At 58.8% G+C, this 16,678-nt stretch carries 19 protein-coding genes; 9 read left to right on the top strand and 10 right to left on the bottom strand.

All coding sequences use genetic code 11. The features are described from left to right. The first annotated feature begins 90 nt into the window (after nt 1-90). From R2E40_RS22420 to R2E40_RS22410, 3 genes are all read left to right on the top strand, one after another. The gene (locus R2E40_RS22420) at nt 91-1,308 is read left to right on the top strand and encodes a 4Fe-4S binding protein (protein WP_318164415.1); all 1,218 of its coding nucleotides are present in this window, start codon (nt 91-93) and stop codon (nt 1,306-1,308) included. Nucleotides 1,309-1,595: 287 nt separating this feature from the next. Then, complete coding sequence (locus R2E40_RS22415) at nt 1,596-2,822, top strand: aromatic amino acid transporter (RefSeq protein WP_041218429.1); 1,227 nt, start codon at nt 1,596-1,598, stop codon at nt 2,820-2,822. 166 nt (nt 2,823-2,988) lie between these two features. Beyond that, nucleotides 2,989-3,288 (top strand): hypothetical protein, encoded by a 300-nt coding sequence (locus R2E40_RS22410; RefSeq protein ID WP_017410841.1) that lies wholly within the window; start codon nt 2,989-2,991, stop codon nt 3,286-3,288. Nucleotides 3,289-3,410: 122 nt separating this feature from the next. On the opposite strand, the gene R2E40_RS22405 is transcribed toward R2E40_RS22410, so the two are convergent. Further along, nucleotides 3,411-3,767, bottom strand: coding sequence for a CesT family type III secretion system chaperone (locus R2E40_RS22405; protein WP_318164414.1), 357 nt, complete (start codon nt 3,765-3,767; stop codon nt 3,411-3,413). 198 nt (nt 3,768-3,965) lie between these two features. Between R2E40_RS22405 and R2E40_RS22400 the strand changes: the two genes are divergently transcribed. Beyond that, a complete protein-coding gene (locus tag R2E40_RS22400) occupies nt 3,966-5,507 on the top strand; it encodes an ADP-ribosyltransferase (RefSeq protein ID WP_318164413.1) in 1,542 nt (513 codons plus the stop codon). Between the two features lie 83 nt (nt 5,508-5,590). Here R2E40_RS22400 and R2E40_RS22395 read toward each other — a convergent pair whose 3' ends face one another. The 3 genes from R2E40_RS22395 to R2E40_RS22385 form a co-directional block, all read right to left on the bottom strand. Then, nucleotides 5,591-6,070: a DM13 domain-containing protein gene (locus R2E40_RS22395; protein ID WP_318164412.1), complete on the bottom strand. Its 480-nt coding sequence runs from the start codon at nt 6,068-6,070 to the stop codon at nt 5,591-5,593. A 113-nt stretch (nt 6,071-6,183) separates the two neighbouring features. Then, complete coding sequence (locus R2E40_RS22390) at nt 6,184-6,588, bottom strand: PPC domain-containing protein (protein WP_049045715.1); 405 nt, start codon at nt 6,586-6,588, stop codon at nt 6,184-6,186. A 260-nt stretch (nt 6,589-6,848) separates the two neighbouring features. Then, nucleotides 6,849-7,229: a hypothetical protein gene (locus tag R2E40_RS22385; protein WP_318164411.1), complete on the bottom strand. Its 381-nt coding sequence runs from the start codon at nt 7,227-7,229 to the stop codon at nt 6,849-6,851. 565 nt (nt 7,230-7,794) lie between these two features. Here R2E40_RS22385 and R2E40_RS22380 point away from each other — a divergent pair. The 3 genes from R2E40_RS22380 to R2E40_RS22370 all read left to right on the top strand — a co-directional run bounded on the left by R2E40_RS22380 (nt 7,795) and on the right by R2E40_RS22370 (nt 10,372). Beyond that, nucleotides 7,795-8,301 (top strand): AAA family ATPase, encoded by a 507-nt coding sequence (locus tag R2E40_RS22380; RefSeq protein WP_318164410.1) that lies wholly within the window; start codon nt 7,795-7,797, stop codon nt 8,299-8,301. 369 nt (nt 8,302-8,670) lie between these two features. Continuing rightward, nucleotides 8,671-9,642 (top strand): HipA domain-containing protein, encoded by a 972-nt coding sequence (locus R2E40_RS22375; RefSeq protein WP_158654915.1) that lies wholly within the window; start codon nt 8,671-8,673, stop codon nt 9,640-9,642. Further along, a complete protein-coding gene (locus tag R2E40_RS22370; RefSeq protein ID WP_158654916.1) occupies nt 9,635-10,372 on the top strand; it encodes an HIRAN domain-containing protein in 738 nt (245 codons plus the stop codon). Before R2E40_RS22375 ends, R2E40_RS22370 begins: the two co-directional genes overlap by 8 nt. Nucleotides 10,373-10,446: 74 nt before the next feature. Here the strand turns inward: R2E40_RS22370 and glyS are convergent, their stop codons facing one another. Together glyS and glyQ are read right to left on the bottom strand one after the other, a co-directional pair. Then, nucleotides 10,447-12,516 (bottom strand): glycine--tRNA ligase subunit beta, encoded by a 2,070-nt coding sequence (glyS, locus tag R2E40_RS22365; protein WP_040069876.1) that lies wholly within the window; start codon nt 12,514-12,516, stop codon nt 10,447-10,449. Between the two features lie 9 nt (nt 12,517-12,525). Next, complete coding sequence (glyQ, locus tag R2E40_RS22360) at nt 12,526-13,470, bottom strand: glycine--tRNA ligase subunit alpha (protein WP_075111873.1); 945 nt, start codon at nt 13,468-13,470, stop codon at nt 12,526-12,528. A gap of 209 nt (nt 13,471-13,679) precedes the next feature. On the opposite strand from glyQ, the gene R2E40_RS22355 reads away from it, so the two are divergent. Next, complete coding sequence (locus R2E40_RS22355) at nt 13,680-14,261, top strand: DNA-3-methyladenine glycosylase I (RefSeq protein WP_318164409.1); 582 nt, start codon at nt 13,680-13,682, stop codon at nt 14,259-14,261. Between the two features lie 62 nt (nt 14,262-14,323). Here R2E40_RS22355 and R2E40_RS22350 read toward each other — a convergent pair whose 3' ends face one another. Beyond that, a complete protein-coding gene (locus R2E40_RS22350) occupies nt 14,324-14,884 on the bottom strand; it encodes a cysteine hydrolase family protein (protein WP_029302619.1) in 561 nt (186 codons plus the stop codon). Between the two features lie 256 nt (nt 14,885-15,140). On the opposite strand from R2E40_RS22350, the gene R2E40_RS22345 reads away from it, so the two are divergent. Further along, a complete protein-coding gene (locus R2E40_RS22345) occupies nt 15,141-15,797 on the top strand; it encodes an OmpA family lipoprotein (protein WP_029305236.1) in 657 nt (218 codons plus the stop codon). A gap of 145 nt (nt 15,798-15,942) precedes the next feature. On the opposite strand, the gene R2E40_RS22340 is transcribed toward R2E40_RS22345, so the two are convergent. From R2E40_RS22340 to tusA, 3 genes are read right to left on the bottom strand one after another with little or no spacing between them, the layout of a single operon-like run. Continuing rightward, the gene (locus R2E40_RS22340) at nt 15,943-16,050 is read right to left on the bottom strand and encodes an endoribonuclease L-PSP (RefSeq protein WP_010672406.1); all 108 of its coding nucleotides are present in this window, start codon (nt 16,048-16,050) and stop codon (nt 15,943-15,945) included. Between the two features lie 10 nt (nt 16,051-16,060). After that, entirely contained in the window at nt 16,061-16,408 is a 348-nt protein-coding gene (locus R2E40_RS22335) for a RidA family protein (RefSeq protein WP_318164408.1), read from the bottom strand. 21 nt (nt 16,409-16,429) lie between these two features. Next, complete coding sequence (tusA, locus tag R2E40_RS22330) at nt 16,430-16,675, bottom strand: sulfurtransferase TusA (RefSeq protein WP_274277369.1); 246 nt, start codon at nt 16,673-16,675, stop codon at nt 16,430-16,432. Nucleotides 16,676-16,678: the final 3 nt, after the last annotated feature.

The raw sequence follows: 16,678 nt of genomic DNA, 5'->3' as shown, positions 1-16,678 counted from the left end.
AATGTCCCCCTCTGCCCATGCAGATCAAAATAATCAATTCAGATGTCTGTTATCCTTGCCGCCAGTTGTGGATGAGGCAGTGAGGGAAACATGAGCGTGATCGAAGCCGTGACCATGGCCGCCGGCCTGGCCTATCTGGTGCTGCTGGCGTGGCAGGCGCGATCGGGCTGGCAGTGGCGTCTTGCCCTCGGCCTGCTGCTCATGCTCTGGCTGCTGGCGGCAGACAGCCTGCTCTGGCTCGGCGTCGGGCTGGTGGCCGGCGCGCTTGCCCTCTGGCACCAGCGGCGGCCGCTGCCCGCCCTCGAGGCGCTCGACAGCCAGTGGCTGCGGACGCGCACACGCCAGATGCTGCTGCTCTGCTGGGGGCTGGTGACGCTGCAGTACGGCTTGCATGTCTGGCAGCTGGGGCAGGGGATGAGCCCCTGGCTGGTGCGCCCTGACGTGGTGGACGGCTTCCTGCCCATCGCCGGCGGGCTCGGGCTGCGGGCCTGGCTCGGGCAGGGGTTGGTGGATCCGCACCATCCGGCGGCCACCGTCACTGTGTTGGTGCTCTCGTTGTCGGCCCTGCTGCTGGGGCGGGCGTTCTGTGCCTGGTTCTGCCCGCTCGGGCTGGTAGGCGAGTGGCTGCATGGCCTGCGCAGCCGATGGCTGGCGGGGGAGTGGGCGCCGCCGCGCTGGCTCGATGTCGTGTTGCGTGGCCAGAAGTTTCTGGTGCTCGCCTTTCTGCTGTTTATCGTGCTGATCGCGGTGCCAAGCGCCGCCCTGCCCGGCTACTTCACCAGCCCCTACCATCAGGCGGCGGACATGAAGATGGGGGCCTTCTTCTTCAACCTGACCCTGATCTCGGGTCTGTGCCTTGGCTGGGTGCTGCTGCTCACCGCCACCTTCCGGCAAGGGTTCTGCCGCTACCTCTGTCCCTATGGCGCCTGGCTGGCCCTGCTCGGCCTGCTGACCCCGCTGCGCATTCGCCGTGACCCGGCCCGTTGCCTGCGCAGCGCGGGCCACGACTGCGACAAGTGCAGCCGGGCCTGCCCGTCGCGCATCCAGGTGCACCAGCTCATCGCGGTGCGCAGTCTCGAGTGCACCAGCTGCCTGAGCTGCGTGGCTGCCTGCCCCAAGCGGGCCGATGCGCTGCAGCTGGGCACGCAGGGGCACCGGCTCGCCCCCCGCCAGCTGCTGGGGCTGCTCTGCCTGTTGCTGCTGGTACTGCCGCTGCTCGCTTACGGCCTGCTGGGGATTTGGGTCAGCCAGACGCCGCTGGCGGATCGCGCCCACCTGCTGCAACTGTTGCCGCAACTGACCCATTGAGTAGCGAGGAGCCAGTTGCAGGTTGTCTGTTGAGGGCCCGCCGGGCAGCCAGAAAGTACACCTGCATTTGATACCTGAGGGGTAGCAGGGTAAAGTCCCTTCCCCGACATGCGGCCCTGCTGCCGTGTCGAGCCGGCAGCCCGCCTTGAGCGCACCTTGCTTCCCTTGCGAAGCAGCCAGCGCCGGGCGCCGGCACCTAGATGAGCGCGATCTACCATGACAACCGGCGTAGCACATGCAACGGTCCGCGGTCGCGATCAGATCCACAATCGTCTTTGGAGAAGTAAATGGGACAGAAACCATCGTTGGTGGGCGGGGCATGCATCATTGCCGGCGTCTGTGTAGGGGCCGGCATGCTGGGCTTGCCGAGTGCGGGGGCGGGCGCCTGGACCATCTGGTCGGTGCTGGCCATCACCCTGACCATGATCGTGATGACGCTCTCCGGCTGGATGCTGCTGGAGTCCTATCAGGGCTATCCGCTGCGCGTGTCGTTCGATACCGTTACCCGCGAACTGCTGGGGGAGAAGCTCAACGCCCTCAACAACCTCACCGTCTATTTCGTCGGCGGCATCCTGCTCTACGCCTACATCACCTCGGCCGGCCTCATCATCGACGGCATGACCGGCATCGGCAGCCAGTTGGGCTCAGTCCTGTTTACCCTGGGCTTCTCCGGCCTGGTGTGGCACTCCACCCGGGCGGTGGATCGCATCTCCGTGGTGCTGGTCATCGCCATGGGGCTGAGCTTCGTGTTCGGCATCTCGGGCCTGTCGCTCAACATCAAGCCGACCCTGCTGTTCGATACCCTGAGCGAGCACGCCAGCTATGCCCCCTATGCGCTGGCCATGCTGCCGGTGGCGCTCACCTCGTTCGGTTATCACCACTCGGTGTCATCCATGCGCGCCTACTACGGTGAGGAGCGCCGCGCCCGTTACGCCATCCTCGGCGGCACCGCCATCGCGCTGCTGTTCTACCTCATCTGGCTGGTGAGCGTGTTCGGCAACCTGCCGCGCAGCGAGTTCGGCCCGGTGGTGGCCCAGGGTGGCAACGTCGACGTGCTGCTCAAGGCGCTGGCCTCGGTGATCGAATCCGAGGCGGTCGCCAGCGCCCTCAACCTCTTCTCCATGGCCGCCATCCTCTCCTCCTTCATCGGGGTGGGGCTGGGGGTGTTCGACTATCTGGCGGATCTGTTCAAGTTCGACAACGGCCGTGGCGGCCGTGCCAAGTCGTGGGCGGCCACCTTCCTGCCGCCGTTGCTGCTCTCCCTGCTGTTCCCGTTCGGCTTCCTGATGGCCATCGGCTACGCCGGCGCCGTGGCCACCCTGTGGACCTGCATCATCCCGGCCCTGCTGGCCTGGAAGGTGCGCGCCGGCAAGGGCAAGCAAGGTGACAAGCAGGAGGGCTTCCGGGCGCCGGGCGGCATGCCGATGATCGCCGGCGTCTTCCTGTTCGGGGTGCTGACCGCGGCATTCCACCTGCTCAACATGGCGGGCATGCTGCCCGTCTACACCGGCTGACCACCCCGGCCTGCCCCGGCAGACTGCGACAAAAAACGGCTCCTTATGGCGCCGTTTTGCGTTCAAAATTGTGACGCAGGCAGACAGGTTGGTGCCGTTCGGACTCGCCAGTGGGATGGTGTGCACTATAGTTTGGTTCTCTTTGGAGCCAAAATAGGAGCTGGCTATGGCATGGACTATCGATGATTCGCAACCCCGCATCCTCTACAACAAGGACAAGCACGTGGCCGTGACGGCGTCGGCCATGAGTAAGTACCATGAGTGGCGCCGGGAGATAGTACGCGGTACCGATCCCAAGAACGCCGCCGACAAGGTGGGCGACATGCACTACGAGCAGTTGAGCGGCAAGAATAAAGGGATCTACACGATCCGCCTCAGCCAGGAGCACAGGGTCGCTTTTACCATCAACAGCACCCTGCAGCAGGTGAATGTGATCAGCATAGGTGGCCACTTTCCACCGAGCTGAGTGGTCTGGTTGAGTACAAAAAGGCGCCTGATGGCGCCTTTTTTATTGGCTGGCAACCGCAGCCCGGTTGGACTGGGGGTGGTGTGGTCAGCAGTCGGTCATACGGCCCTGCTGCGGGCTAGTCAGCTCGCGCCAATCTCGCTGGTGGCGTGTACCAGCTGCTCCAGCTGATGATGGATCTGGCCTCGATCGAGCTGTTGCAGTGGCTGACGGCTCCAGAGTACTGGGGTCAGGCTATCCGGATCGAATGCCAGAACCGGTTTGCAGGGGTCCTGGCTGAACAGGTTCTGCGCTGCGGCTTGTGCGCTGGTGGCGGCTTCCAGACGGGTAAACATCAGCAGGTAGTTGGCCGGGTGTTCGGTCAGGTGGTAGGTTTGCTCGCCGATCTGCAGGCTGGTGACGCTCTCTTCCTGTGCTGGCATGGGGAGAGAGAGGGAAAGAAACAGCTGGTGGAGGGCGGCGTGATAGAGAGAGTTCATCGAGGGCTCCAAATTGGTGATGGTGCAATTAGAGCAGCTCACCGCTGACGACACTGTTAATGGTGGCTCTGTTTTTTTAGCTTTCCGGCCAGTTGGATGGCGTGACGCACTCAGTGCAAAAATCCCGACCAATCGCGATAGTCCGCCTCCATTGCCTCTCCTAGACTGAGCCCGAAACATCACGAGAAGATAAACACCATGCAGATTCAAACACATACTGGCGGCCTGCAGGCCGTCGCCCAGCACAGTGATGCTGCGGCCGGGGTTGGCAAGTTCGGCCAGCTGGATGCTCGTCAGGTTGCCACCAGTCAGGATGCCCTTCAGCTGGGCAGCCGCAGTGAACCGCAAAAAGGAGAGGGGCTGCTGTCCCGTTTGGGAGCCCAGTTGGCCCGTCCGTTTGTGGCATTGAAAGAGTGGATCGGCAATCTGCTGGGGGCTCGCCCCGCAGCGCCCGCCCGCTCCACACCGCCGGCAGACAACCTCTCCCTGGCCGACCAAAAGCGTCTGCTGCTGCAAAAGGCGCTGCCCTTTACCCTGGGTGGCCTCGATAAGGCGAGCGAGCTCAATAACATAGATGCACAGCAGCTGGGGCAGGAACATGCCCGGCTGGCGACCGGCAATGGCGCCCTGCGCTCGCTGGCAACCTCACTGAACGGGATCAAGGATGGCTCCATGCGGCAGGAGAGCCAAACCTTGGCGGCCGGGTTGCTTGAACGTTCCATCGCCGGTATCCAGCTCCAGCAGTGGGGCACGGTGGGCGGCAAGGTAACGGAGTTGCTCGCCAGCGCCACTCCCGAACTGTTGCAGGAGGCGATAAGCCAGCTACACGCCGTGATGGTGGAAGTGGCCGACTTGCAGCGCGCGGTCAAAGCCGAGGTCGCCGGCGAACCTCTGCCGGCCACTACCAATGCCGAGGTTGTGGCGGCTCCACATGGGGAGGCCAAGCCTGCCGTCCGTGACACCGTCGCCATGGCACGCCAGACCGAGATCACCGGTTACAAGCAGGCGCTGGAGCTCATCAGCTACCAGGCCAGCTACCTGCTGCGGGATCAGGCTTCGACCGAGGTTACCCTGAGCAGTGATGACCTCAATGCCTTGCACCAGCACATTGCCAACGGCTCCATCAATGGCTCCCATATGGCCAAGCTGCAAACCCGGGGTGATCTGCAGATCCTGCGTACATTGGCACTCTCTCTTGCGGGCGGCAGCGATGCCAATGGCGCTTCTCTGGGCAATGCACTCGACAGTCTCGCCTCGGCGCGTCCCAACCAGCGGTTGGTGCTGGGTGGTCTGATGCAGTTTGCCGGTCAGACCGACCAGGCATGGGCAGACCAGACCGCCGGCAAGCCGGAGGATCGACTCGATGCGGGGGCAAGACTGCGCTTTGATACCGGCCACATGAAGACGGAACTGGCTCGTCTTGACGACAGTGCAGCGCGGCAGGTGCTGCAACAGCTGGAGGGGGATTTTGGTGATCGAGCCAAGGCCGTCTGCGACTTCGCGGTGGCGCAGGTATCTACCTTTGCCGACAGCGAGAGCAGCCCGGAAGCCGTCTTGGTCTCCCGCCTGACCCGCATGGGCAACCTGGTGGGCAGCCTGACCGACGAGCTGAAGGTGCGCCTCCAGCTGCCCGAATCAGCGCGCGGTGAGCCGACCATGATCGACTCCGTCAGCCAGCTGACCCCGCTGGAGCTGGCGGCCCTGGCCCATATCGGCGTCGAGGCCGGTTATCTCGAGTAATTGGCTCCCTACAAGGAAACTGCATGCAATAACGGACACCTCAGGGTGTCCGTTATTACATGGTGGGTAGCCCGGTTGCGGAGTTACTGCCGGTAGCGGGCGGCGGTGATGAACTGGCCGAAGGTCTCGCACCAGATGATCACGCTGTCGTAGTCGGCCGGGTTCACATCGGCAGGGAGGGGGACGATAAAGTTGTCGAAGGTCTTCACCGGCCCGATTTTCACCATCTTCTCCTTCAAGCGGGCAAAATCGGCCTCGGTTTCGACGAAGACAGGTGACAGGTAGAGCTGGTAGTCGGGGCCCGGCGCGAGCTTGCCCATCAGGCTGATGGCATCGGGTCCGATGCTGACCTGCCCTTCGCCCCAGTGCAGCCGGTCGCTGTCTTGCAGATCCCGGCGAAAGGTGCCGTGAAAGCTGGCCTGAGCCTGCCGGGCGGCAACCTGCTCGTTGGCGGGGGCGGCTGGGGCTATCAGGATCGGCAGGGCATAGATGCCGGCCGCAAAGCCGGCTGCGCCCACCAGCAGATGGCTGGCCAGCAGCAGGGCCAGGGTTTTGCGTTGCATGGCTGTCTCGGTCGTTGATTAATTGATGGCAACACCCTACCAGCAGGTTGCCGTCATGCCCACCCCGGGATGGGGGCATGACGGTGGTTGCACGGGCATCGTGTGGGTGGGGTTTACTGGATGCTGACCGCCAGGGTGTGGGGCACCTGCTCGCCGCGACGGGCGGAGGCACGCATCTGATAGACCTGGATCAGGTACTTGCCGGAGGCGGGCAGGGCGCCTTGCCACTGACCATCGCCATCGTTGCGACCGATCGCCTCGGCCTGACCGGGCTGGGCGCCGGGGGCGAAGACATTGAAGTTGGCGTTGCTGCTGCCGCCGATCTTGACCGTCATGGTCTGGCCCGCCTTGGCCACCAGGGTGTAATGAATGGTGTCATAGCCGGTGAAGCTGCCCTTGAGCTGGGCGCTGTGGGCCCCCTTGGCAAACTGCACCGGGACAGTGGTGATCTTGTCGGCGGCCTGCGCACCGGCGGCCATGGTGACGGCCAGCAGGGCGGCCTGGATTGCTCGTTTCATCGTTGCACCTCGTGAAGGGGCCCTGTCACCCTGGCAGAGCCGCCCCGACAAGATATGCCCAAATCGGCGGGCTGCCTATCCGGCTCAGAGATATCGTCCCGGCCGAGTTGGCATGAACAGGTGAGATAGGTGGCGATGCTGCTTCGCATGTTGCAGCGCAAAGCAAGCGACGGTCGCGCGGGTTGTTAAAGCCGGGCGCAGCTGATGGGCCCGGCTTTGTGTTCACTCCCTTTATCGCACGAATCAGTGCGCGGGCAGGATTAGGGGTTGAAGCTGCGGGTGATCTTCAACTGATGAATCCCACCGGAGCATTGGGAGTCATTGCCCCAGGCACTGACCGGCAGGCCGCGATCCAGCGCCAGCAGGGCCATCTCGAACATGCCCCTGCCGGGGTAATCATTCAGGTTCTTGAAGACATGGAAGCTCGTGCTGCCCTGCTCATAATTCTTTTCCCATGAAATCACCACCGCATTGCCGGCGTCGGGGCCGCCACTGGCCGATTTGATATAGCCGGCATGCACATCGGTCAACATGACCCGATCAAGACACTGCACGTCGACCCGGTAAGTGGCCAAAGCACTGGTAGATAACATCAGGGTGGACAAGGCGGCCAACACAATAAACTTCTGTTTCATTATCATTCTACACATCTCCATTTGTGTGTTTTGGGTGAATGGCGGAAATTAAAATGGGGAGGTGGAAAAGGCCATGCCTATTTAATTCTGATAAGTCTGATATTGATTTTATATATTGCTTTGCAAGTGCATTGTTTGTATGCTCTATTTTTATTTGAAAATAAATCGTTGATTTTCAATGGTTTATTTTTGAATGTGGATGTCATCATTTTTCATCATCACGGTGATATGAAAGATGGTTGGATATATAAAACAACGCCATTTTAATGCTGCGTTGTTTATTTTTAGGTATGACTTGGTAAAAGCTACAGCTTAATTGATGAGTCACAACAAGAAGAAATGGGGCGTAAAAATATCTTTTTTGGTTATTGCTATCCATCAGCCAGCCTGCATATGAATTTGGATGATCGGTAGAGAGGCAGGCTTATATTCGCGCGTATTCGATGATGGCTGTCGAGCAAGAGAAGCCACTGGCGGGCATATCCCGTGCAGCCCTGAACAAGACGCTGCGGGCACGATGGCAATCCGATACCCTATGGCTCGGGTTCTTCTTTTATCACGGGAATGGGACATGCTGATCATCTTCAGTGGTTTGCCGGGCAGCGGGAAAAGCACCATAGCACGGGCCCTGGCCCGGCGACTGGGCGCCGTCTACCTGCGCATCGATACCATAGAGCAGGCCATTCGTGCCGCTGAGCAGGCGGATAACGAGATGGGGCCCGCCGGCTATTTCGTTGCCTATGGGTTGGCTCGAGAGAACCTGGTACTTGGCTCGATCGTCATCACGGATTCCGTTAATCCCATCCAGCTGACCCGCGATGCTTACCACGACATCGCCCTCTCGGTCGGGGTGCCCTGTCTCGATGTCGAGGTGATCTGCTCCAATCCGAAGCTGCACCGCGAGCGGGTCGAAAATCGGACGGCGGATATCGAGGGGCTGGCATTGCCGGATTGGCAGGCGGTGATCGATCGCGACTATCAACCCTGGGACAGTGAGCGTCTGGTATTGGATAGCGCCACCCTGTCGGTCACCCAGAGCGTGGAAGCGATTGTCGCTGCGTTGGCAAAGCCGTTGTAGGTTCGATTAGCGCAGCGTAATCGGACGAACGAGAGACTTTGATTGCGGTTTCTGCCATGCAACAGAGAGGTAGAAATTCGGCTGGCTGAACGCTGCGGCTGACCAGGTGGCAATAGGACGTATCAGCGAGGTTGCTCTGGCGTGAACGAGCTATGGTCATGGCAACCTTCTCAGCAGTGAAATATCAATCTAAGCTGCTAGTTCTGTGGTGGTTTTCCGAGCGAAACCAAACGTAATTGGAAAACAAGCATATAAACCACCAAGAGGATTCTTGAATACATCATAGCTGCATCTAGATATGAAATTTATTGAAAAATGATTGTGCCAATGATTACATGTGAGTCATAAACAATAATCAGACAATCTCCAATGTTTAGGATCTATGATATATCAGCTTTTGACAAAGTTAACATAGAAGAACTCGGTACGAAATCTAAGTTCTGGTACACTGATGAGTCAGGTGGAGAGTTTTTGTTTAAATCTGTTGTAACTTACGACAGAGATGGGCATGAAATAAAACGATATGGTGAAGATTGGGCTGAAAAGGTTGCTTGTGAGTTAGCAAAGGCAATTGACATACCATGTGCTGATTATGAACTTGCAATATATAATGGTGAAAGAGGTGTTTTAACGCCAAACATTGTGGTTGATAAGACTCTGTCCTTAAGCCTTGGGAACGAAATTCTAAAAAAATATAACGATCAGCAATCGCTAGTAACAGAAGAGAAGCAGAATATATTTCTCGTTTATCTAATTATGCGCAGGCTCATCAGAAATAAACCTTTAAAATTCAATAGTCAAACTGGAATAAAGAGTGCTGCAGATTTTTTCTGTGGGTATCTGATGCTTGATGCATTAATTTCAAACCAAGATAGACATAGTGAAAACTGGGGGTTCTTGACTACAAAAAATGGTACATATCATTTATCTCCTACATTTGACCACGCTGCCAGTTTAGGCAGAAATGAGTCAATTGAGAAGAAGAGCCAGAGGCTCATGTCTAAAGATCGAGGTCAAAAAGTTGAGACCTACGTCAAGAAATCAAAGTCTTATTTCTACCTAAAAGATAACAGATTAAAGACTCTTAGCGCTTTTGAATTCTTTGGTATACTTACACCAAACGCGGCGCTAAAATGGGTAGAGAAAATTAAAAATTACCCATGTGAGAGATTTGATGAGATCTTGAATTTGATTCCAAAGGAGGTGTTGGATGATGTATCAAAACAGTTTGCAAGCAAAATGTTTAAATGTAATAGAGATAATATAATTTCTCTAGAAAAAACTTTTGTGAAATGTTTAAATCCAGCAGTTCGAAAGGAATTAATGAGGACATATGAGTAGCTTATATGTTATCTGGCAAGACCCACAGCCACAATCAAGAATGTGGATTCCTGTTGCTAAGTTAGAACACAAAGATAACTTATTTATTCTTTCTTACACAAAGGGTGCCAATCATAAGAATTTTTCTGGTCTTCCTCGCATGCAAAGTAAGGATAAAACATATTTTTCAGAAGATATTTTCCCATTTTTAAGTAATCGAATTCTTTCTAGTCGTAGACCAGAATATCACTCTATGCTTGAATGGACAGATATGAATAGTGACGATTTCGATCTATTCCGTTTTTTAGGTGTGACAAGTGGTTCAAAGACAACTGATAATTTCCGTGTCATTCTAGCTCCAGAGAGAAATGGGAGTGATATTTACTCATTCAATTTTTTTGTTAGTGGGCATCGTTATATGGAGCCAGTGCAAGATGAATCATTGATGCTTACCCCAGGAGAGAAAATTGATTATGAGTTTGAAAGAACTAACTCCCATGACAGTTTGGCTGTAGCATTATTTCATGGGGAAAGAAAAATTGGTTATTTTCCTAAATATCTTAACGAAGATATTTGGGTGCTAACAGACATCTTGAATTCAGAAAGAAAACCATTACCCAAAATTACAACTATCAAATTTAATGCTGACGCACCAGAGCAATATAAAATCCTGTGTGAGTTTAAGAGTGTATGGCCAGAAAGTTTCAAGCCATTTAGCTCACAAGATTATCAGCCAATTGTGTCTTCATAATAATTCAGTCTGTTTTCCATAAAATAAACGGCGCCTTAACGGCGCCGTTTTTAATATCACTTACCCAACCAGGATCACTGCAGCAGGGAGATATCCGCCACTTGCAGGAACAGGTTGCGCAGGTTGTTCAGCAGCGCCAGACGGTTGGCCTTGAGGGCCTCGTCGTCGGCCATCACCATCACCTCGTTGAAGAAGGTATCGACCGGCTCGCGCAGGGCGGCCAGACGGGTGAGGGCGGCCTGATAGTCACCGGCGGCGAACAGCGGGGCCAGTTCGGCTTGCAGTTCGGCAACCTGGGTGGCCAGCGCCTTCTCGGCGGCATCGACCAGCAGTTCCGGTTTGACGGCCGTCGGCAACTCGCCTTCGACCTTGGCCAGAATGTTGCTCACGCGCTTGTTGGCGGCAGCCAGTGCCAGTGCGGCATCCAGGGTGCGGAAGTGGCTGACGGCCTTGACGCGGCGATCGAAGTCGAGCGGACGGGTCGGGCGGCGGGCCAGCACGGCCAGCACCACGTCGGCACCGATGCCTTCGTCCTGATAGGCGGCGCGGAAGCGGCCCAGCATAAAGTCGACCACGTCGGTAACGACGGTTTTGTTGGTCAGCTTGTCGCCGTAGACGCGTACCGCTTCTTCAACCAGTTCAACCAGATCCAGATCCAGCTGCTTCTCGGTCATGATGCGCAGGGCACCGATGGCGGCGCGACGCAGGGCGAACGGGTCCTTGTCACCCTTCGGCAGCATGCCGATGCCGAAGATACCGGCCAGAGTGTCGAACTTGTCGGCCAGCGCGACGGCGCAGGCCACCAGACCGGACGGCAGGGCATCGCCGGCAAAGCGCGGCATGTACTGCTCGTTGAGGGCCACGGCAACCGCTTCGTCTTCGCCATCGTGACGGGCGTAGTGCATCCCCATGACACCCTGGGTGTCGGTGAACTCGCCGACCATGTTGGTCATCAGGTCACACTTGGAGAGCAGACCGGCACGCTTGGCCTGAGCCACGTCGGCGCCGATACGCTCGGCGATAAAGCCGGCGACGGTCTCGATACGCTCGACCTTGGCCTTGACGGTGCCCAGCTGCTGCTGGAACAGCACGGTTTCAAGGCGCGGCAGGCGGGAGGCCAGAGTCTGCTTGAGGTCGGTCTTGAAGAAGAACTCGGCGTCAGAGAGACGGGGGCGAACCACTTTCTCGTTGCCGCTGATGATCTGGCTCGGGTCTTTGGACTCGATGTTGGTGACGAAGATGAACTTCGGCAGCAGCTTGCCGTTCTTGTCGTAGACCGGGAAGTACTTCTGGTCACCCTTCATGGTGTGCACCAGCGCCTCAGCCGGAACGGCCAGGAACTTCTCTTCGAAGTTGGCGGTCAGCACCACCGGCCACTCGACCAGTGCGGTGACCTCTTCCAGCAGGGCGTCGTCCAGATCGGCTACGCCACCGAAGGCGGCTGCGGCCGCTTCGACGTCAGCCTTGATCTTGGCCTTGCGCGCCATAAAGTCGGCAATCACCATGCCGCGCTCCTGCAGGATCTGCGGGTACTGGCTGGCGTTGTCGATGGTGAACTCGCTCTCGCCCATAAAGCGGTGGCCGCGAATGGTGCGGGCAGAATCGATCCCCAGAATGTGGGCGGGAACCAGCTCCCCATCCAGCAGCAGGGTCACGGTGAACACCGGACGCACGAACTGGATGGTCTTGTCGCCCCAGCGCATCATCTTCGGGATCGGCAGCTTGGCCAGCGCCTGGCTAACCAGCTCACCCAGCAACTCTTTGGCCGGACGGCCTTCGACCTTGGCGGTGTGAACCAGCCACTCGCCCTTGTCGGTGACCAGACGCTCGGCCTGCTCGACGGTGATGCCGTTGCCACGGGCCCAGCCTTCGGCTGCCTTGGTCGGCTTGCCTTCGGCATCGAACGCCTGCGCTACGGCCGGGCCGCGCTTCTCGACGCTCTTGCTCGGCTGTTCGCCGGCCAGCTCGCTCACCTTCAGCGCCAGACGGCGCGGTGAGGCAAACCACTCGACGTCGCCGAAGGCCAGGTCGGCCTTGGTCAGTTCGGCTTTGAAGTTGTCGGCAAAGGCTTCGGCCAGGGAGCGCAGGGCTTTGGGCGGCAGCTCAGCAGTACCGATCTCTACCAGAAATGTATGTTGTGCCATGTCCGTTCCTTAACCTTGCTTGTTCTCACTGCGCTCACGCGTGTCGTCGCTACGCTGGCACATCGGGAAGCCCAGCGCTTCGCGGGAGGCGTAGTATGCCTCGGCCACGGCCTTGGTCAGGGTGCGAATGCGCAGGATGTAGCGCTGACGCTCGGTGACCGAGATGGCCTTGCGGGCATCCAGCAGGTTGAAGGAGTGAGCGGCTTTGAGGATGCGCTCGTAGGCAGGCAGCGGCAGCGGTTTTTCCAGTGCCAGCAGGTGCTGGGCTTCCTTCTCGTACTGCTCGAAGCAGTGGAACAGGAACTCCACATCGGCGTGTTCGAAGTTATAGGTGGATTGCTCCACTTCGTTCTGGTGGAACACGTCGCCGTAGGTGGTCTTGCCCAGCGGGCCGTCAGACCAGACCAGATCGTAGACGCTGTCTACGCCCTGAATGTACATGGCCAGACGCTCGAGACCGTAGGTGATCTCGCCGGTGACCGGCTTGCACTCGAGGCCGCCAACCTGCTGGAAGTAGGTGAACTGGGTCACTTCCATGCCGTTCAGCCACACTTCCCAACCCAGACCCCAGGCACCCAGGGTCGGGTTTTCCCAGTTGTCTTCCACGAAGCGGATGTCGTGGATTTCAGGATCCATACCCAGCTCTTTCAGGGAGCCCAGATAGAGTTCCTGAATGTTGTCGGGGGAAGGCTTGATGATCACCTGGAACTGGTAGTAGTGCTGCAGGCGGTTCGGGTTTTCACCGTAGCGGCCGTCAGTCGGACGGCGGGACGGTTGCACGTAGGCGCAGGCGATGGGCTCGGGGCCCAGGGCGCGCAGGCAGGTCATGGGGTGAGAAGTACCGGCACCCACTTCCATATCCAGCGGCTGAATGATGGTACAGCCCTGGCGGGACCAATAGTCCTGCAGCTGCAGGATCAGGCCCTGAAAGGTTTTGACATCGAATTTTTGCATAATTTTTTTCGCGCGAAATGAAATCAGAGCAAGATTTGCTGAATGTGAACCGAAGGAGTATACCGTCTGGCATGGTCGGATAATAGGCGAAATTACAGCGGATTAATGTGATGGCGCTGCGTCGGGCCTGGGCGAGAGGGGTTGTCAGCACTCCCACGCCCGGGTTGGCATCGACCCCGGGGATTGGATGAAATGACAGGAGAGAGGGAATGGAGTTGCGTTGCGCCTGGGTGACCAAAGACCCGGAATACATCGAATACCATGACAAACAGTGGGGAAGGCCGGTCCATGACTCGCGTGAGCTGTTTGCCAAGCTCTGCCTCGACGGCCAGCAGGCGGGGCTGTCGTGGATCACCATCCTGAAACGCACCGAGAGCTACCATCGCGCCTATGCCGACTTCGATCCGGTGCGCATCGCGCAGTTCGACGAGCAGGATGTGGCGCGGCTGATGCAGGACACCGGCATCATCCGCAACCGGCTCAAGGTACAGTCGATCATCAAAAACGCCCGCGCCTATCTGGCGCTGGAGGCCGAAGGCATCGACTTCGTCGATTATCTGTGGGGCTTCGTGGGCGGCGCCCCCATCGTCAACCAGCGGCAGGGCAACGGCGACATTCCGGCGACCTCAGCGGAGTCGGATGCCATGTCCAAGGCGCTCAAGAAGCTGGGCTTCACCTTCGTCGGCAGCACCATCTGCTACGCCTTCATGCAGGCGGTGGGCATGGTGAACGATCATCTGGTGACCTGCCCCTGCCACGCCGAGTGCCAGCAGGGGCCTGCGCGCCAATAAACCGGGCGCAAGGCAAAAGAGAAGGGAGGCTGATGCCTCCCTCTTGCATCTTGAGCCCAGGATTATCCGGGCTGAAGGGGGTGAGTCAGCGCCTCGCACACCTCGTCGCTGCTCATCAGCTGGACGAAGGGGCCGGCCAGGGTGGTGTTGTGGTGAGCGATGATCTGGGTTGCGGCAAGTGTCTGGGTATCCATGCAGGTGTGGGCATCGCTGACCAGTACCACGGAATAACCGAGATCCGCTGCCGCCCGGCAGGTGGTATCTATGCAGTACTGGGTCTTCATGCCGGTGACGAGCAGGGTTTGTACCCCGCGCTGCTTCAGCCAACTATCGAGGGCTGTGCCGTGAAAGGCACTTGGTCGCTGTTTGTCGAACACAAGGTCGGCAGCGGTCACGGCCAGCTCGGGCACCAGTTGCCAGAGGGGGCTGCCCGCAGCGATGGGACTGCCGGTCGGGCCCGTGTGGCGTACCGCCAGTACGGGGATGCCGGCACTATGGGCGGCATCGGCAAGCCGGTTGATGTTGGCCAGTAGCTGTGGGCCGGCATGGGGTGCCTCCGGGCCATGCAGCAGGCCGACCTGCATGTCGATGATGAGCAGGGCGGAATGGGCGAGTGAAGACATGGGCTGGCTCCGTTGTGGGGGAGCCCCACTCTGGCGGTAATGTCACCGGGTCGGCAACCCGCATCTGGGGGGCATGGGCCTATGTGTTGTTCGCGCTGACCGTGAAACGTCAGCGAGGTTCGGGGCGCATGCCTCTGCCCGAGCGGCAGCCATGCGTGGCAGATGGGGATCTGCATCGACAGCGTCACACCTTGGCACAGCTCTGGGGTAGAATGCGCCCTCTTTGGATTTGAGTCGGTTTTTTTAGAGGTTTTTCATGCATTTCAAGACACTTGTTCCCGCCGTTGCCCTGCTCGTAGCCCTGACCGGCTGTACCACCAACCCCTACACTGGCGAATCCCAGACCTCCAAGGGTGCCTGGGGCGCGTTGGCTGGCGCGGCCACTGGCGCTGCCGTGGGCGCGCTCTCTTCCAGCAAGGGTGACCGCAAGAAGGGGATCCTGACCGGCGTGGCCGCCGGCGCCGCCTTGGGTGGCGGTATCGGCTACTACATGGACGTGCAGGAAGCCAAGCTGCGCGAGAAGCTGCAGGGCACCGGTGTCAGCGTGACCCGCAACGGTGACCAGCTGATCCTCAACATGCCGAACAACGTCACCTTCGACAGCTCCAGCGCCCAGCTGAAAGCGGCCGGTGCCAACACCCTGTCCGGCGTGGCCATGGTGGTCGGTGAGTTCGACAAGACCCGCCTGAACGTGGTTGGTCACACCGACAGCACTGGCTCCCGCGAGCTGAACATGAAGCTCTCTGCCCAGCGCGCCGATGCCGTCGCCGCCCAGTTGATCGGCCAGGGTGTGACTGGCAGCCGTATCTCCACCAGCGGCGTGGGCCCGGATCAGCCGGTTGCCACCAACAGCACCGCCGAAGGCAAGGCCCAGAACCGTCGGGTGACCATCACCCTGACCCCGATCGCCTAAGCGGTCCGGTTCGCAGCCATGAAAAAGGCCCCGCCAGCGATGGCGGGGCCTTTTGCTATCCAGTGCTGCGGGCAGTGGCGCCTTGTTCTCTGCTCCCTTCTCCCCTTGTGGGAGAAGGGGCGGGGATGAGGGGGATAACTGCTTCTTAGACTGCCGCGGTCAGCTGCACTTCCACCTTGTAGCCTTCGTGGGCCAGGCGGGCCTGCACGCAGGCGCGGACAGGGGCTGTGTCGGCATCAGGGGAGCCAGGCATCCCGTTTTGCTTAGACGGCTGCAGTGAGCTGCACTTCGACCTTGTAGCCTTCGTGGGCGAGGCGGGCCTGTACGCAGGCACGGACCGGCGCTGTGCCAGCCGGGATCCAGGCATCCCACTGCTCGTTGAAGGCCGTAATGTCCGCAATGTCCTTGAGATAAATGTTGGCCATCAGGGTCTTGTCGACGCCGGAGCCGTTGGCTTCCAGCAGGCGCTGCAGGCTTGCCAGCACTTCACGGGTCTGCTGGTGAATATCGGCGGTGTCGGTGGCGGGCACTTCCACCACGTAGAGGGTGCCGTTGTGAATGACCACGTCAGACCAACGCTGGGTGGTGCCGATTCGGGTAATGGCTGGCATGGATTGCTCCGGTGTTGGGGCTCATTGACCCTTACGGATCAAATAGCGGTAAGGGGCCTGCTCTGTCTCGCTGGCGACCAGAGTGTGATCCATGAAGCGGCAGAAACTGGGGATGTCGCGGGTGGTTGAGGGGTCGTCGGCACTGACCAGCAGGGTCTCCCCGTCAGCCATCAACCGCACTTTTTTACGCACCATCATCACTGGCTCGGGGCAACGAAGCCCGATTGCGTCCAACTCGTGAGTCGCATCGCAGAATAAAGTAGTCATTAA

This window comes from Aeromonas sp. CD (assembly GCF_033349375.1).
Taxonomy (GTDB): Bacteria; Pseudomonadota; Gammaproteobacteria; order Enterobacterales; family Aeromonadaceae; genus Aeromonas; species Aeromonas hydrophila.
Note: the sequence above shows the minus strand (reverse complement) of the source record. Positions and strands in the feature narration are given on the sequence as shown.